The following is a 15,607-nucleotide window of genomic DNA, read 5'->3' as shown; positions in this document are numbered from 1 at the left end:
CCCTCGCTGGGTGTTCGTCTGCTGGTGCTGACCGTGTTCTCGGTCGCGCTGATGGTGGTCGACGCCCGCTTCGAGGTCCTCAAGCCGTTGCGCAGCCATCTGGCTCAGGTGCTCTCCCCCTTCTACTGGCTGGCCGAGCGGCCGGTGCATCTGTGGGAGAGCGTCAGTCAGCAGTTCAGCAGTCGTGACGAACTGCTGGCCGAGAACGAGAAGCTCAAGGCCGAGGCGCTGCTGCTGCAGCGGCGCCTGCAGAAGCTGGCCACTCTCACCGAGCAGAACGTGCGCCTGCGCGAGCTGCTCAACTCGGCGGCGCTGGTTGACGACAAGGTGCTGGTCAGCGAGCTGATCGGCATCGATCCCAATCCCTTCACCCACCGCATTCTCATCGACAAGGGCGAGAAGGACGGCGTGTACCTCGGTCAGCCGGTACTCGACGCCTTGGGCCTGATGGGCCAGGTGGTGGAGGTGATGCCGTATGCCGCGCGGGTGCTGCTGCTCACCGACAGTACCCACAGCATCCCCGTGCAGGTCAACCGCAACGGCCTGCGCGCCATTGCCATCGGCACCGGCAACCCGGAACGCCTCGAGCTGCGCCATGTCGCCGACACCGCTGACATCAAGGAGGGCGACCTGCTGGTCAGCTCCGGTCTCGGCCAGCGCTTCCCGGCCGGCTACCCGGTGGCGACGGTGAAGGAAGTGATCCACGACAGCGGTCAGCCGTTTGCCGTGGTGCGTGCCGTGCCCACCGCCCGGCTCAACCGAAGTCGTTACCTGCTGCTGGTGTTCAGCGATCAGCGTACCCCGGAGCAGCGCGCCGTCGATGCGGCGCTGGCCCAGGAAGCGGTCGATCGCGAGGCGACCGGCTCGGCAGGCGGGGCGGCGGCTCCCGGCGCCACGCCCGCAGCGCCGGCCGCTCCGGCTGCCGCCAAGGTGCCTCCCGCGGCCCCGAGAGTCGCGCCCGCCCCGGCCCCGGCGCCGGCGCCGGCTGCCGGCAGGGAGGCTCGCTGATGGTGGTGGCTCCTCGTCCCCGCAATGGCTGGTTCGTCTGGTTCAGCCTGATCGTCGCCCTGCTGCTGAGTGTGGCGCCGATGCCCGAATTCATGCAGGTCGGCCGACCGCTGTGGCTGGCGCTGATGCTGGGCTACTGGTCGCTGGCGGCGCCGCAGCGGGTTGGCATGACCCGCGTCTGGCTGCTCGGCCTGGCCGCCGATGTGCTCTACGGCACCCCGCTGGGCCAGAATGCGCTGGTGCTGGCGCTGCTGGTGTTCATGCTGATGTCGCTGCACCAGCGCCTGCGCATGTTCCCGGTCTGGCAGCAGAGCCTGGTGTTGCTGGTGGTGTTCGGCCTGACCCAGCTGGTCCAGCTGTGGCTCAATACCCTGGCCGGCAGCCGTCCGCCGACCCTGCTGTTCCTCTTCCCCGCCCTGGTCAGCGCCCTGCTGTGGCCGTGGGTATTCACCGTCATGCGCTTGTTCAGCCGCCGGCTGAACGTCTACTGACGTCCGGCGAGGCCCGGCGCCCATCACATTCCAGGAGGGATCTCGCCCGTGAGCCTGCTCTACCTTGCTTCTGCCTCGCCGCGTCGACGCGAACTGCTGCTGCAGATCGGCGTGCCACACCGGCGCGTCGACGCGCCCATTGACGAGAGTGCTCTGCCCGGCGAAAGCCCGGCTGCCTATGTCGAGCGCCTGGCACGGGCCAAGGCGGCCGCCGGGTTGGCGGCGCTGGGCGGCAGCGCTGCGGCCGGTGCGCATGGCGCACCCTGCGGCTCGGGCGGGGCCTGCGTACTGGGCGCCGATACCGCGGTGGTGCTCGATGGGCGGATTCTCGGCAAGCCGCAGGATCGTGCCGATGGCCTGGCCATGCTCGCCGCCCTGTCCGGGCGCAGTCACGAGGTGCTTACCGCGGTGGCGGTGAGCGACGGCTCGCGCTGCGCGGCCCGGGTCGTGAGCAGTCGTGTGCACTTCCGCGCGCTTGCCGAGGCCGAACAACAGGCATACTGGGACACCGGCGAACCGCTGGACAAGGCTGGCGGCTATGCCATCCAGGGCCTGGCGGCGATTTTCGTCGACCGCCTGGAGGGCAGCTATTCTGCCGTGGTCGGTCTGCCGCTGGCCGAAACCGCCGCGCTGCTGGCCGAATTCGGCATGGCCTGCTGGCAGCCTGAGGCGCGCCCCTGACGGGCGACGCATGGACGATCCCCCGCGACGAGAATGACGAGATGAGCGAAGAAATCCTGATCAACATCACCCCCATGGAGTCGCGCGTGGCGGTGGTGGAAAACGGCGTGCTGCAGGAGGTGCATGTCGAGCGCACGCAGAAGCGCGGCATCGTCGGCAACATCTACAAGGGCAAGGTGGTGCGGGTGCTGCCCGGCATGCAGGCGGCCTTCATCGACATCGGCCTGGAGCGTGCAGCCTTCATCCATGCCTCGGAAATCTCCACCCGCGAAGGCAGTGCCGTGGAGAACATCAGCGCGCTGGTCCACGAGGGGCAGAGCCTGGTGGTGCAAGTGACCAAAGATCCGATCGGCAGCAAGGGCGCGCGGCTGACCACCCAGCTGTCGATCCCCTCGCGCTATCTGGTGTACATGCCGCGCACCCGCCACGTCGGCATCTCGCTGAAGATCGAGGGCGAGGGCGAGCGCGAGCGGCTCAAGCAGGTGGTGGCCGAGTGCGTGGCCGCCGAGGGCATCGAGAACCAGGGCGGCTTCATCCTGCGCACCGCGGCCGAAGGGGCCGGCGCCGACGAAATCCTCGCCGACATCCGCTACCTGCGCCGCCTGTGGGAGCAGATCGGCGCGCAGATGCAGAGCGCCCCGGCGCCCTCGGTGATCTACGAGGACCTGTCGCTGGCCCTGCGCACCCTGCGCGATCTGGTCAGCCCGCGCACCGAGAAGATCCGCATCGATTCGCGGGAAACCTTCCAGAAGGTCGGGCTGTTCGTCGGCGAGCTGATGCCGGAAGTCTCCGACCGCCTCGAGCACTACCCCGGCGAGCGGCCGATCTTCGACCTGTACGGGGTCGAGGACGAGATCCAGAAGGCCCTGGAGCGCAAGGTGCTGCTGAAGTCCGGCGGCTACCTGATCGTCGATCCGGCCGAGGCGATGACCACCATCGACGTCAACACCGGCGCCTTCGTCGGTCATCGCAACCTCGAGGAAACCATCTTCAAGACCAACCTCGAGGCGGCCACCTCGATCGCCCGCCAGCTGCGCCTGCGCAACCTGGGCGGGATCATCATCATCGACTTCATCGACATGGAAGACGAGGAGCACCAGCGCCAGGTGCTGCGTACCCTGGAGAAGATGCTCGAGCGCGACCACGCCAAGACCAACATCATCGGCATCACCGAACTGGGACTGGTGCAGATGACCCGCAAGCGTACCCGCGAGAGCCTGCAGCAGGTGCTCTGCGAGCCGTGCGCGAGCTGCCAGGGGCGTGGCCAGCTGAAGACCGCGGAAACCATCTGCTACGAGATCTTCCGCGAGATCCTCCGCGAGGCGCGCGCCTACCAGGCCAGCTCCTATCTGGTGCTGGCCAACCAGGTGGTGATCGAGCGTCTGCTGGACGAGGAGTCGGGCAACGTCGCCGATCTGGAGGCCTTCATCGGCCGTTCGCTGCGCTTCCAGGTGGAGGCCAAGTACTCCCAGGAACTCTATGATGTGGTGCCGCTCTGAGGTCGGAGGCTGACATGGCCGTCCCCGGCCGCCTGTTTGCCCGCGTCCTGGATGGGCTGTACGGACTGGCGGCCCTGTTGCTGCTGCTGACCGCCCTGTACGTCAGCCTCGGGCGGCTGCTGGTGCCGCTGGTGGCCGAATATCGCGCCGAGCTGCAGGGCCGCGCCAGTGCGTTGCTCGGCCAGCCGCTGCACGTCGGTGCGCTGGAAGGGCGCTGGCGAGGCTTCGCGCCACAGCTGGAGCTGCGCGACCTGCAGCTGGAGGCGGACGGTGAGGTGCTGCATGTGGACCGGCTGCGCCTGGTGCCGGACGTTTTCGACAGCCTGCGCACACGCAGCCTGCGCATCGCCAGCCTGGAGGTGCAGGGGCTGCAGCTGGGCCTGCGCCAGGAGGCGGATGGCAGCTGGCGCGCCAAGGGACTGGTGCGTCCCGCGCAACCGCGCGCACCGCTCGATCCGGCGCGCATCCTCGCGCTGCTGCTGGCCCCGGGTCAGCTGGTGCTGCTCGACAGCCGGCTGAGCATCGAGACGCGCACGGGCGAATTGCTCGGCTTCAACTATGTCGGTCTGACCCTCGACAATCGGCGCGGCGGCCAGCGCCTGGATGGCCGCCTGCTGCTGCCGGACGGCCAGCCGCTGAGCTGGCAGCTGCAGGGCGAGCTGCACGCCGAGACCTGGCGGGAGGCACGGGCGCAGCTCTATCTCAGCCTGCCGCAGAGCGAGTGGGGGAGCTGGCTGGGTCAGCTGCTGCCGGGGAGCTGGCAGGTCGAACGCCTGCAGGCCGGCGGCGAGGTCTGGCTGGACTGGGCGGCGGGCCGCGTGCAGCGCGCCGTGGCGCGCCTGCATGCGCCGCAGCTGGCGCTGGCCCGCGGGGCGAGCGCGCGGGCCGCGTTCGCCGACCTGGCACTGACCACCTATTTCGATCGCGAACCACAAGGCTGGCGCCTGCTGGTGGAGGAGGTGGCCGGCAACTTCGGCAGCGATCGCCTCAATCCCGGCCAGCTGCAGCTGCGCTACCACGCCGGTGAGCAGGCCTGGTGGAGCCTGCAGGCCGAGCGTCTCAACCTGGCGCCGTTGAGCGCGCTGACCCGCGCCCTGGCGCCACTGCCGCCGGCGGCGGCGGAAATTCTCGCCAGCCTGGCGCCCCATGGCCGGCTGCGCGACCTGAGCGCCGAGATCCGCCCGCGCGGCGAGGGACTGCCGGAGGTCGAGTACGACCTGCGTCTGGACCGGGTCGGCGTCAGCGCCTGGCATGCGGTGCCGGCGTTGGACAACATCAGCGGCAGTCTCAGCGGCAGCCTCGAGGGCGGCGAGCTGCGTCTGGATGCCAATGACTTCATGCTGCACCTGACCACCCTGTTCCCCGAGCCGTGGCGCTACCGCACGGCGCGGGCGCGACTGAACTGGCGCCTGGATGGCGAGGCGTTCACCCTGTCCAGCCCGCTGATGCGTCTGTCCGGCGAGGAGGGCGAGCTGGCCGGCAACATGCTGATCCGCCTGCGCCGCGATCCGGCTGCCGAGGACTACATGGACCTGCAGGTCGGCCTGCACAAGGGCCAGGCGCGCTACACCGCGCGCTACCTGCCGACCCTGTCGCCGGGCCTCAGTCCGCAACTGGCCGACTGGCTGAAGACGGCGATCCAGGGCGGCGAGATCGACCAGGGCCTGTTCCTCTACCAGGGCTCGCTGAACAAGGGCGCGCCGCCCGAGTCGCGGGCGCTGGGGCTGTATTTCAAGGTGCACGATGCCGAGCTGGCCTACCAGCCGGATTGGCCGCCGCTGCGCCAGTTGCGCGGCGAGGTGTTCGTCGAGCACAGCGGCGTGCGTGTCCATGCGCCGGAGGCGCAGGTGCTGGAGAGCCGGCTGCACGAGGTGCGCGCCGAGGTGGCGTTGAATCGGACGGGGCAGCTGCCGCGCCTCAAGGTCGATGGCGAGGTGCGCAGCAGCGTCGGCGACGGCCTGAAGATTCTCCAGGACACCCCGCTGGGGCGCAGCAAGACCTTCGCCGGCTGGCGGGGCGAGGGGCCGCTGGACGGCCGCCTGCAACTGGATATCCCGCTGGCGCGCAAGGGTGGCGAGGTCAAGGCGGTGGTCGATTTCGCCACCGAGAATGCCCGCCTGCAGCTGCCGCAGCCGGCACTGGAGTTGCAGGCGCTCACGGGCGCCTTCCGCTACGACAGCGCCCGCGGCCTGAGTGCCAGCGATATCCGCGCCCGCGCCTTCGAGCGGCCGCTGCGCGCGGTGGCCAGCGCCGAGGGGCAGGGCGGCCAGGCCAAGACCCGGCTGGATGTGCGCGGCAGCATCGCGGTGGCGCGGCTGATCGGCTGGCTGGGAGCGAATCCGGCGCAGATTCCGGCCAGCGGCGAGCTGCCTTACCGCTTGTGGCTGGATCTGGACGGCGCGGCCAGCCGGCTGCGCGTCCGCTCCGACCTGCAGGGGACGCGCATCGACCTGCCGGCGCCGCTGGGCAAGGCGGCGGAGGAGGTGCGCAGCGCCAGCTGGCGCATGACGCTCGGCGGAGCCGAACGACGTTACGGGCTGAACTATGCCGGCCTGGCCAGTCTGAGCTTCGCCGCCGCGCCGGGGGCGCTGGCCGCCGGCCGCGGCGAGCTGCGCCTGGGTGGCGCGGCGGCCGTGCTGCCGCGCGAGCCGGGCCTGCGCATTCGCGGCGCACTGAGCGAGTTCGACTGGGGGGCTTGGCAGGCCGCGCAGGCACGTTATGCCGACGGCAGCCAGCGGGCGGGGCTGGGCGGCCTGTTGCAGTCGCTCGAGCTGGGTGTCGGGCGCTTCAGCTCGGGCGGTCTGGCCCTGGAGCAGCTACAGGTAGGGCTGCAGCGGGCTGGATCGAACTGGCGGCTGCAGCTGGACAACCCGCAGCTCAAGGGCTTCGCCGTGCTGCCGCAGGACAAGGCGGCGCCGCTGCACATCGAGCTGGAACACCTGCGCCTGCCGGCGCGCGAGTCGGCTGCCGTCCGCGAGCAGCGCGCAGCCGCTGGCGGCCAGGCGGAGGATCCGCTGGCACAGGTCGATCCGCGCACCTTGCCGGCCATGGATGTCAGCATCCGCGCGCTCTATCTGGGCGAGGAGCGTCTCGGCCGCTGGAGTTTCCGCAGTCGGCCGAGCACGCTGGGCGCGCGTTTCGATCAGCTCGATCTGGATCTCAAGGGGCTGCGCCTGAACGGCGCGCTGGACTGGCAGGGTAGCGGCGCCAGCGCGCAGACCCGCTATCGCGGGCGCCTGTACGGCAACGACCTGGCTGAGGTGCTGCTCGCCTGGGGGTACGCCCCGAGCGTGACCAGCGAGGACTTCCGCGTCGACGTCGATGGCAGCTGGGTCGGCTCGCCGGCCATGGCCGGGCTCCGGCACTTCAGTGGCACCCTCGACACCCGGGTACGCCAGGGCCAGCTGGTCGAGGTGGAGGGCAGTGCCACGGCGCTGCGGGTGTTCGGCCTGCTCAACTTCAATGCCCTCAGTCGCCGCCTGCGCCTGGATTTTTCCGATCTGTTCGGCAGGGGGCTGGGCTATGACAGCATCGAGGGGCTGCTGGTGGGCACCGACGGCGTGCTGCTGACCCGGGGGCCGCTGGTGCTGGATGGTCCATCCACCCGCCTGGAGCTGGATGGCCAGCTGGACATGGCTCATGACCGCATCGCCGCCAAGCTGCGGGTGACCCTGCCGCTATCCAACAACCTGCCGCTGGCTGCCTTGCTGGCCGGCGCGGCGCCGGTGGCGGGGGCGCTGTTGATCGTCGATCAGTTGGTGGGCAAGCACCTGTCGCGGGTAGCCAGCGTCGAGTATCGCGTCGACGGGCCCTGGCAGGATCCTAAGATCAGCCTGTTCGGCAGGCCGTCGGGGGGCGCACGCTAAGCCCATCCGGGTTAGGATGAGATTGTTGCGCTGCAGGAGATAGCAATGGGCACGGTGGCAGTCATCCAGATGGTCAGTCAGTCCGACGTCCTCGCCAATCTGGCGCGGGCGCGGGTGCTGCTCGAGCAGGCCGCCGCGGGCGGGGCGCAACTGGCCGTCCTGCCGGAAAACTTCGCGGCCATGGGGCGGCGCGACCTGGCCGTCCTCGGCATGGCCGAGGCTGCCGGCGAGGGGCCGCTGCTGCCTTGGCTGGAGGCCGCGGCGCGCGAGCTGGGCCTGTGGATCGTCGCCGGCACCCTGCCGCTGCCGCCGCGCGGGCAACGCGACGGCAAGCCCTGCGCCTGCTCGCTGCTGTTTGACAGCGCAGGTCAGGTGGCGGCGCGCTACGACAAGCTGCACCTGTTCGATGTCGAGGTGGCCGACAGCCGCGGCAGCTACCGCGAGTCCGATGATTTCGCCCACGGCGAGCACCTGGTGCTGGCCGATACGCCGGTCGGACGCCTGGGTCTGACGGTCTGCTACGATCTGCGTTTTGCCGAGCTGTACAGCGCCCTGCGCGAAGCCGGCGCCGAGCTGATCAGCGCGCCTTCGGCGTTCACTGCGGTGACCGGCGCGGCGCACTGGGAGGTGCTGGTGCGTGCGCGGGCCATTGAAACCCAGTGCTACCTGCTGGCCGCCAACCAGGGCGGCCAGCATCCCGGGCCGCGGGAAACCTTCGGCCATTCGCTGATCGTCGATCCCTGGGGCCAGCCGCTGGCCCGCGAGGCGCGTGGCGAAGCCGTGCTACTGGCACAGATCGACCGTCCGGCGCAGGCGGCGATTCGTCAGCGCATGCCGGTCAACGCCCATCGCCGTCTGCGCCCGGGCGCGCCGCAACCCTTGACCAAGGAGTCTTCATGAACACCCTGTCATCCGTCAGCGAGCAGTTGCTGACCCCCGGCGGCCTCGGCCTGGAGCGCCTGCCGGCGCTGCTCGGCGAGCTGGCCGGGCCCGGCATCGATGCCGCCGACCTGTATTTCCAGAGCCAGGTGTCCGAGTCGTGGATGCTCGAGGACGGCATCGTCAAGGAGGGCAGCTTCCATCTCGACCAGGGCGTCGGCGTGCGTGCGCAGTCCGGCGAGAAGACCGGCTTTGCCTACAGCAACAGCATCGAGGAGCACGCCCTGCGCCAGGCCATCGGCGCGGCGCGCTCGATCGCTCGCGCCGGCCAGCAGGGCCGCGTACACACCCCCGCGGTGCAGGTGCCGCTGCGCTTGTACGGCGCCGACAATCCGCTGGAGGTGCTCAGCCGGGCGGAGAAGGTCGAGCTGCTCAAGCGCATCGACCAGGCCACCCGCGCGCTGGACCCGCGCATCTCGCGGGTCACCGTGAGCCTCGCTGGGGTCTGGGAGCAGGTGCTGGTGGCAGCCACCGACGGCAGCCTGGGCGCCGACGTGCGCCCGCTGGTGCGCTTCAACGTCAGCGTGATCGTCGAGCATAACGGTCGCCGCGAGCGCGGTGCCCACGGCGGCGGCGGGCGTACCGACTACCGCTACTTCCTCGAGCACGACCGCGCCATGGACTACGCCCGCGAGGCGGTGCGCCAGGCGCTGCTCAACCTCGAAGCCATTCCGGCGCCGGCCGGCAGCATGCCGGTAGTGCTCGGCAACGGCTGGAGCGGCGTGCTGCTGCACGAGGCAGTCGGCCACGGCCTGGAGAGCGACTTCAACCGCAAGGGCAGCTCGGCCTACAGCGGCCGGGTCGGTCAGTCGGTGGCCTCGAGCCTGTGCACCATCGTCGACGACGGCACCCTGCCGGGGCGCCGTGGCTCGCTGAGCCTGGACGACGAGGGCACGCCGACCCAGTGCACCACGCTGATCGAGAACGGCGTGCTCAAGGGCTACATGCAGGACAAGCTCAACGCCCGCCTGATGGGCGTGCGCCCGACCGGCAACGGCCGGCGCGAGTCCTATGCACACCTGCCGATGCCGCGCATGACCAATACCTACATGCTGGCCGGGCAGAGCGAGCCGGAGGAGATCATCCGTTCGGTGAAGCGCGGCCTGTACTGCGCCAGCCTCGGCGGCGGCCAGGTGGACATCACCAGCGGCAAGTTCGTGTTCTCCACCAGCGAGGCCTACCTGATCGAGGACGGCCGGATCACCGCGCCGGTCAAGGGCGCCACGCTGATCGGCAACGGGCCGGAGGCGATGAGCCGGGTGTCGATGGTCGGCAACGATCTGGCGCTGGACAGCGGAGTCGGCACCTGCGGCAAGGATGGCCAGTCGGTGCCGGTGGGCGTCGGCCAGCCGACCCTGAAGATCGAGGCGATCACCGTCGGCGGGACCGGCGGCTGAGTGACGACGCGCGGCCGGCCAGGCTGCGGCACGAGGGATGGGTAGCAAGTCGCTGCACGAGTTTGTTACGGGGTGGCGATCCACCCGACGAGAGGTTGGCGGTCAGCGCAGGCCGCGGCGCAGTTCGTCCATCTCGCGCAGGTACTTGAATACCTTGCGCGAGGCGGCTGGCGGCTTGTCGCGGGCGGCTTCGAACTGGGCGTGGCGGATCAGCTGGCGCAGGTGCTGGACGTCGGCCTCGGGGTATTCGCCGAGCAGCGCTTCGAGGTCGGCGTCGCTGCCGTTGACCAGGCGGTCGCGCCAGCGCTCGAGGGCGTGGAAGCGTTCGTTGTACTGCCGGGTGGAGGAGTCCATCTGGTCGAGCAGGGCGACAATGGCGTCGATGTCCTGGTCGCGCATCAGCTTGCCGATGTACTGGAGGTGGCGCTTGCGCGCGGCGTGCGCCTTGTGTTTCGGCGCCTCGATCAGCGCCTTGAGCAGCGCATCGCTCAGCGGCAGGCGGTTGAGCATGTCCTGCTTGAGCGTGGTCAGGCGTTCACCCAGATCCTGCAGCGCATGCAGTTCGCGCTTGACCTGGGATTTGCTCTTCTCTCCGGAGAAGTCGTCTTCGAATTGTTCAGACATGGGGCGGGTCCGCTGGGAAACGCCGCCATGATAACCAGTCAGGGGCCGCTTGTCCGGCCCGGCCGGCGAGCCGGCGGGAAAACAGGAGCAGGACATGAAATCAGCCGTGGAAAGCGTGGGGCCGCAGGCCCTGGCGGGGTTGCAGGAGCAGGTCGAGGCGATTCTCGCCGAGGCGCGGCGCCAGGGCGCGAGCGACTGCGAGGTGGCGGTGTCGTTGGAGCAGGGACTGTCCACCAGCGTGCGTCAGGGCGAGGTGGAGACGGTGGAGTTCAACCGCGACCGCGGCTTCGGCATCACTCTCTATCTCGGCCAGTGCAAGGGCTCGGCGAGCACCTCGGCGCAGGGCGAGGAGGCCATCCGCGAAACCGTGGCGGCCGCGCTGGCGATCGCCCAGCATGCCTCCGCGGACGACTGCGCCGGGCTGGCCGATGCCGCGCTGATGGCGCGCGAGCTGCCGGATCTGGATCTCTACCATCCCTGGGCGATCACCCCGGAGCAGGCTATCGAGCAGGCGCTGGCCTGCGAGGCAGCGGCCTTCGCCCGTGATGCGCGCATCACCAAGGCCGATGGCACCACCCTCAATACCCATCTGGGCTGCCGGGTGTACGGCAACAGTCACGGCTTCGTCGGCGGCTATGCCTCCAGCCGGCACAGTCTGAGCTGCGTGATGATCGCCGAGGGGGAGGGGCAGATGCAGCGCGACTACTGGTACGACGTCAGCCGTATCGGCAGCGAGCTGGCCAGCGCCGAGTCGATCGGCCGGCGCGCCGCCGAACGTGCGGTCGGTCGGCTGGGCGCGCGCCCGGTGCCGACCTGCGAGGTGCCGGTGCTGTTCGCCGCCGAGCTGGCCACCGGCCTGTTCGGCCATCTGCTGGCGGCGATCTCCGGCGGCAACCTGTACCGCAAGTCCTCCTTTCTCGAGGGCGCGCTGGGCGAGCAGCTGTTCCCCGCCTGGCTGAGCCTCGACGAGCGACCGCACCTGCCGCGCGGCATGGGTAGTGCCAGCTTCGACGGCGACGGCCTGGCCACCTACGCCAAGCCCTTCGTCGAGAGCGGCAGGCTGGTGTCCTACGCGCTGGGGACCTATTCCGGGCGCAAACTGGGCCTGCCCAGCACGGCCAACGCCGGCGGCGTGCACAACCTGTTCGTCAGCCACGGCAGCGAGGACCAGGCCGCGCTGATCCGCCGCATGGACCGTGGCCTGCTGGTGACCGAGCTGATGGGGCAGGGACTGAATCTGGTCACTGGCGACTACTCGCGCGGTGCGGCGGGCTTCTGGGTGGAGAACGGGGTGATCCAGTTCCCGGTGCAGGAAGTCACCATCGCCGGCAACCTGCGCGACATGTTCAAGGGCATAGTCGCGGTGGGCAGCGATGTGGAGACGCGTGGCAACGTCCGCAGCGGCTCGGTGCTGATCGACAGGATGATGCTGGGCGGCAGCTGAGGGGCAGGACGGCGGAAAGCGGCCGCAGGCCCTTTGCCGCCGTTACGGGCTGGGTGGAAGGCCGCGGTTCGGGTTTTACATCCCTGCGACAACCCTTGGCGCGTCGGTGAGCTTATTCGCCTTCGTCGAAGTAGTTGCCGATCAGTTCGACCAGAGCCTGCAGGGCCTCCTGCTCCTGCTCGCCTTCGGTATGCAGGTGGATCGAGGTGCCCTTGCCGGCGGCGAGCATCATCACCGCCATGATGCTCTTGCCGTCCACCAGGCTATCCGCCGAGCGGCCGACGCGGACCCGGCAGGGGAAGCGGCCGGCCACGCCGACGAACTTGGCGGCGGCGCGGGCATGCAGGCCGAGCTTGTTGATGATGGTGATGTCGCAGGCTGGCATCGCGGTGGGGACTGTCCTGTCAGGGGAGGTCGCGGTGGCGGATCTGTACGTTGCCGAGGTTGGCGCGCAGAGCAGCACCAAGGCGCTCGGCCAGATACACCGAGCGGTGATGGCCACCGGTGCAGCCGATGGCCACGGTGACATAGGCACGGTTGCTGGCGGCAAAGCGCGGCAGCCACTTGTTCAGGTAGGTGAAGATGTCCTGGTACATCTCCTCGACGTCGTCCAGGGCATCCAGATAGTCGCGGACCGGTTGTTCCAGGCCGCTGTGCTCGCGCAGATCCGGTTTCCAGTAGGGGTTGGGCAGGCAGCGCACGTCGAACACCAGGTCGGCGTCTACGGGCATGCCACGCTTGAAACCGAAGGATTCGAGCAGGAAGGCGGTGCCGGCCTCAGGCTTGTCCAGCAGGCGCAGCTTGATGGTGTCGCGCAGCTGGTACAGGTTGAGGTTGGCGGTATCGATCTTCAGGTCGGCAAGGTCGGCAATCGGGCCGAGCAGGATGGTTTCGTCGTCGATCGCCTCGCTCAGCGAGCGGCTGGGGCTGCTCAGCGGGTGGCGGCGGCGGGTTTCCGAGAAGCGCTTGAGCAGGGTGGCATTGTCGGCATCGAGGTACAGCACGTCGCACTGGATGTTGTGCTGGCGCAGCTGTTCCAGCAGCTCGGGAAACCGCTTGAGCTGGCTGGGCAGGTTGCGCGCGTCGACCGACACGGCGACCTGCGGTTGCGACAGCTCGGTATGCAGCAGGGCGCGCTCGGCCAGATCCGGCAGCAGGCTGGCCGGCAGGTTGTCGATGCAGTAGAAGCCGTTGTCCTCGAGGACGGCCAGGGCGGTGCTTTTCCCCGACCCCGAGCGTCCGCTGACAATGATCAGGCGCATGGCTCAGCGCCCGTCCACGGTATCGAGCACCACCTGGTAGAGGTCGAAGCCATCCTTGGCCTGGCGCAGGCGCTCGCGCACGTCGGCGCGGTCGAGCAGGCCGGCGATCTGGCGCAGCAGCTCGAGGTGCTCCTCGGTGGCGGTTGCCGGCACCAGCAGGACGAACAGCAGGTCCACCGGCGCGCCGTCGAGGGCGTCGAAGTCCACCGGAACATCCAGGCGCAGCAGGGCGCATACCGGCACCGAACAGCCAGCCAGCCGGCAGTGGGGAATGGCGATGCCGTTGCCGAAGCCGGTGGAGCCGAGCTTTTCCCGGGCTACCAGATTTTCGAAGATGTCATGTGCGTCGAGCCCGGGAAGATCCCGGGCTACGAGGTTGGCGATCTGTTCGAGAACGCGCTTCTTGCTGCCTCCCGGCACGTTCACCTGGGAACGGCCGGGGGTCAGGATGTGCTCTAGTCGGATCATTGGGAAGGGATCAGCGGGTGGCAGTGCCCTGTCCGCGTTCGACCAGCTTTTCCTTGTGCTTGATCAGTTGGCGGTCCAGCTTGTCGGCCAGCAGGTCGATGGCGGCGTACATGTCGGTATGTTCGGCGTTGGCGACTACTTCGCCACCGGCTACGTGCAGGGTCGCCTCGATTTTCTGCTGCAGTTTTTCCACCTGCATGATCACCTGGACGTTGGTGATCTTGTCGAAGTGGCGCGCCAGGCGCTCCAGTTTCTCGTTGATGTAGTCGCGCAGAGTGTCAGTCACTTCCAGGTGTTGGCCACTGATGTTGACTTGCATGCTGCTTCTCCTTGTTACCTGCGAATACCGACAGGGACGTACCCGGTCAGTTGGAATGCTATGTTGTTTTGATCGAGCGTCACACCAGTCGCTTGCGTTCGCTCGAGGGGGCAATGCCCAAGGATTCCCGATACTTGGCGATGGTCCTGCGGGCCACCTGAATCCCTTGTGCCTCCAGTAAACCAGCGATCTTGCTGTCGCTCAATGGCTTTTTCGGGTTTTCCGCCGCGACCAGTTTCTTGATGATGGCGCGGATCGCCGTGGACGAGCACTCGCCGCCTTCAGACGTGCTGACGTGGCTGGAGAAAAAGTACTTGAGCTCGAAGATGCCGCGCGGGGTGTGCATGTATTTCTGCGTGGTCACCCGCGAGATGGTCGACTCGTGCATGCCCACCGCCTCGGCGATGTCGTGCAGCACCAGCGGCTTCATTGCCTCTTCGCCGTACTCGAGGAAGCCGCGCTGCAGTTCGACGATCTGCGTGGCGACCTTCATCAGCGTCTCGTTGCGGCTGAGCAGGCTCTTGATGAACCAGCGCGCCTCCTGCAACTGGTTGCGCATATAGGTGTTGTCGGCGCTGGTGTCGGCACGCCGCACCAGGCCGGCGTAGTGCGGGTTGACCCGCAGGCGCGGCATGGCGTCGGGGTTGAGCTCGACCAGCCAGCGCTCGTTGTCCTTGCGCACGATCACGTCGGGGACAACGTATTCCGCTTCGCTGGTCTCGATCTGCGAGCCGGGGCGCGGGTTGAGGCGCTGGATCAGCTCGACGATCTGGCGCAGGTCATCTTCCTTGACGCGCAGGCGCCGCATCAGCTGGCTGTAGTCGCGGCTGCCAAGCAGGTCGAGGTGGTCGCGCGCCACGCGGCGGGCTTCATCCAGCCAGGGCGTGCTGGCCGGCAGCTGGTTGAGCTGCAGCAGCAGGCACTCGCTGAGGTCGCGCGCGCCGATGCCCAGCGGCTCGAACTGCTGCACGCGATGCAGGACCATTTCCACTTCGTCCAGCTCGATGTCCAACTCGGGATCGAGGGAGGCGAGAATTTCCTCGAGGCTTTCGTCGAGGTAGCCGTCGTTGTTGATGGCATCGATGATCGACATGGCGATCAGCCGGTCGTGGTCGCTCATCGGCGCCAGGTTGAGCTGCCAGAGCAGGTGGCTGTGCAGGCTTTCGCCGGCGGAGGTGCGGGTGGTGAAGTCCCACTCGTCATCGTCGCTGACCGGCAGGCTGCTGGCGCTGGTCTGGTAGATGTCTTCCCAGGCGGTATCCACCGGCAGTTCGCTGGGGATGCGCTCGCCCCACTGGTCGGCCTCGTCCAGGCTGTCGGGGTTGCGTTCGCTGCTGGTGCTGACGGTGCTGTCGTGACTGGTCGCCGAGTGGGATGGCTCGCTTTCCGCCAGCGGGTCGCTGTTGTCGAAGTCGTCGCCCTCTTCCTGGCGCTCGAGCATCGGGTTGGAGTCGAGGGCTTCCTGGATTTCCTGCTGCAGATCGAGGGTCGACAGTTGGAGCAGACGAATGGCTTGCTGCAGCTGAGGAGTCATCGTCAGCTGCTGGCCCATTTTTAGGACTAGCGAGTGTTTCATGGCTGGGGAGTTGGCACCTTGGGGTCTGCCAGC

The 15,607-nt window shown here is 68.6% G+C and carries 14 protein-coding genes; 8 read left to right on the top strand and 6 right to left on the bottom strand.

The window, feature by feature from the left end:
• The first annotated feature begins 24 nt into the window (after window positions 1-24).
• Genes mreC through tldD form a run of 7 tightly spaced genes read left to right on the top strand, consistent with a single transcriptional unit; the run spans window position 25 to window position 9,881 of the window.
• The gene (mreC, locus tag KRX52_RS16925; RefSeq protein ID WP_437439711.1) at window positions 25-1,008 is read left to right on the top strand and encodes a rod shape-determining protein MreC; all 984 of its coding nucleotides are present in this window, start codon (window positions 25-27) and stop codon (window positions 1,006-1,008) included.
• 2 nt (window positions 1,009-1,010) lie between these two features.
• The gene (gene mreD, locus KRX52_RS16920) at window positions 1,011-1,499 is read left to right on the top strand and encodes a rod shape-determining protein MreD (protein WP_217682966.1); all 489 of its coding nucleotides are present in this window, start codon (window positions 1,011-1,013) and stop codon (window positions 1,497-1,499) included.
• A gap of 48 nt (window positions 1,500-1,547) precedes the next feature.
• The gene (locus tag KRX52_RS16915) at window positions 1,548-2,180 is read left to right on the top strand and encodes a Maf family protein (protein WP_217682902.1); all 633 of its coding nucleotides are present in this window, start codon (window positions 1,548-1,550) and stop codon (window positions 2,178-2,180) included.
• A 41-nt stretch (window positions 2,181-2,221) separates the two neighbouring features.
• Window positions 2,222-3,679, top strand: a complete 1,458-nt coding sequence (gene rng, locus KRX52_RS16910; RefSeq protein ID WP_217682901.1) for a ribonuclease G — start codon at window positions 2,222-2,224, stop codon at window positions 3,677-3,679.
• Between the two features lie 14 nt (window positions 3,680-3,693).
• The gene (locus KRX52_RS16905) at window positions 3,694-7,545 is read left to right on the top strand and encodes a YhdP family protein (RefSeq protein WP_217682900.1); all 3,852 of its coding nucleotides are present in this window, start codon (window positions 3,694-3,696) and stop codon (window positions 7,543-7,545) included.
• Window positions 7,546-7,590: 45 nt separating this feature from the next.
• A complete protein-coding gene (locus KRX52_RS16900) occupies window positions 7,591-8,445 on the top strand; it encodes a carbon-nitrogen hydrolase family protein (RefSeq protein ID WP_217682899.1) in 855 nt (284 codons plus the stop codon).
• Complete coding sequence (gene tldD, locus KRX52_RS16895) at window positions 8,442-9,881, top strand: metalloprotease TldD (protein ID WP_217682898.1); 1,440 nt, start codon at window positions 8,442-8,444, stop codon at window positions 9,879-9,881. The genes KRX52_RS16900 and tldD overlap by 4 nt, the downstream gene beginning before the upstream one ends.
• Before the next feature lie 102 nt (window positions 9,882-9,983).
• Here the strand turns inward: tldD and yjgA are convergent, their stop codons facing one another.
• Window positions 9,984-10,505 carry a ribosome biogenesis factor YjgA gene (yjgA, locus tag KRX52_RS16890; RefSeq protein ID WP_217682897.1) on the bottom strand — a complete coding sequence of 174 codons (522 nt, stop codon included), beginning with the start codon at window positions 10,503-10,505 and terminating at the stop codon, window positions 9,984-9,986.
• Between the two features lie 94 nt (window positions 10,506-10,599).
• Here yjgA and pmbA point away from each other — a divergent pair, with 94 nt between their 5' ends.
• Window positions 10,600-11,949 (top strand): metalloprotease PmbA, encoded by a 1,350-nt coding sequence (gene pmbA, locus KRX52_RS16885; RefSeq protein ID WP_217682896.1) that lies wholly within the window; start codon window positions 10,600-10,602, stop codon window positions 11,947-11,949.
• Window positions 11,950-12,061: 112 nt separating this feature from the next.
• On the opposite strand, the gene KRX52_RS16880 is transcribed toward pmbA, so the two are convergent.
• The 5 genes from KRX52_RS16880 to KRX52_RS16860 all read right to left on the bottom strand — a co-directional run bounded on the left by KRX52_RS16880 (window position 12,062) and on the right by KRX52_RS16860 (window position 15,574).
• Complete coding sequence (locus KRX52_RS16880) at window positions 12,062-12,334, bottom strand: HPr family phosphocarrier protein (RefSeq protein ID WP_217682895.1); 273 nt, start codon at window positions 12,332-12,334, stop codon at window positions 12,062-12,064.
• Between the two features lie 19 nt (window positions 12,335-12,353).
• Window positions 12,354-13,211, bottom strand: a complete 858-nt coding sequence (gene rapZ / locus KRX52_RS16875; RefSeq protein WP_217682894.1) for an RNase adapter RapZ — start codon at window positions 13,209-13,211, stop codon at window positions 12,354-12,356.
• Window positions 13,212-13,214: 3 nt separating this feature from the next.
• A complete protein-coding gene (gene ptsN, locus KRX52_RS16870; RefSeq protein ID WP_217682893.1) occupies window positions 13,215-13,679 on the bottom strand; it encodes a PTS IIA-like nitrogen regulatory protein PtsN in 465 nt (154 codons plus the stop codon).
• A gap of 10 nt (window positions 13,680-13,689) precedes the next feature.
• Entirely contained in the window at window positions 13,690-13,998 is a 309-nt protein-coding gene (gene hpf / locus KRX52_RS16865; protein ID WP_217682892.1) for a ribosome hibernation-promoting factor, HPF/YfiA family, read from the bottom strand.
• 79 nt (window positions 13,999-14,077) lie between these two features.
• Complete coding sequence (locus KRX52_RS16860) at window positions 14,078-15,574, bottom strand: RNA polymerase factor sigma-54 (protein WP_217682891.1); 1,497 nt, start codon at window positions 15,572-15,574, stop codon at window positions 14,078-14,080.
• Window positions 15,575-15,607 lie beyond the last annotated feature (33 nt).

Source organism: Geopseudomonas aromaticivorans (assembly GCF_019097855.1).
GTDB lineage: Bacteria > Pseudomonadota > Gammaproteobacteria > Pseudomonadales > Pseudomonadaceae > Geopseudomonas > Geopseudomonas aromaticivorans.
This window is presented reverse-complemented; position numbering and strand designations above follow the sequence as displayed.

Excerpts from the sequence above, each read along its gene's own strand:
- hpf (WP_217682892.1), bottom strand. The coding sequence starts at position 13,998 with ATGCAAGTCAACATCAGTGGCCAACACCTGGAAGTGACTGACACTCTG.
- tldD (WP_217682898.1), top strand. The coding sequence starts at position 8,442 with ATGAACACCCTGTCATCCGTCAGCGAGCAGTTGCTGACCCCCGGCGGC.
- rapZ (WP_217682894.1), bottom strand. The coding sequence starts at position 13,211 with ATGCGCCTGATCATTGTCAGCGGACGCTCGGGGTCGGGGAAAAGCACC.
- rng (WP_217682901.1), top strand. The coding sequence starts at position 2,222 with ATGAGCGAAGAAATCCTGATCAACATCACCCCCATGGAGTCGCGCGTG.
- yjgA (WP_217682897.1), bottom strand. The coding sequence starts at position 10,505 with ATGTCTGAACAATTCGAAGACGACTTCTCCGGAGAGAAGAGCAAATCC.
- KRX52_RS16900 (WP_217682899.1), top strand. The coding sequence starts at position 7,591 with ATGGGCACGGTGGCAGTCATCCAGATGGTCAGTCAGTCCGACGTCCTC.
- KRX52_RS16905 (WP_217682900.1), top strand. The coding sequence starts at position 3,694 with ATGGCCGTCCCCGGCCGCCTGTTTGCCCGCGTCCTGGATGGGCTGTAC.
- pmbA (WP_217682896.1), top strand. The coding sequence starts at position 10,600 with ATGAAATCAGCCGTGGAAAGCGTGGGGCCGCAGGCCCTGGCGGGGTTG.
- KRX52_RS16860 (WP_217682891.1), bottom strand. The coding sequence starts at position 15,574 with ATGAAACACTCGCTAGTCCTAAAAATGGGCCAGCAGCTGACGATGACT.
- ptsN (WP_217682893.1), bottom strand. The coding sequence starts at position 13,679 with ATGATCCGACTAGAGCACATCCTGACCCCCGGCCGTTCCCAGGTGAAC.
- KRX52_RS16880 (WP_217682895.1), bottom strand. The coding sequence starts at position 12,334 with ATGCCAGCCTGCGACATCACCATCATCAACAAGCTCGGCCTGCATGCC.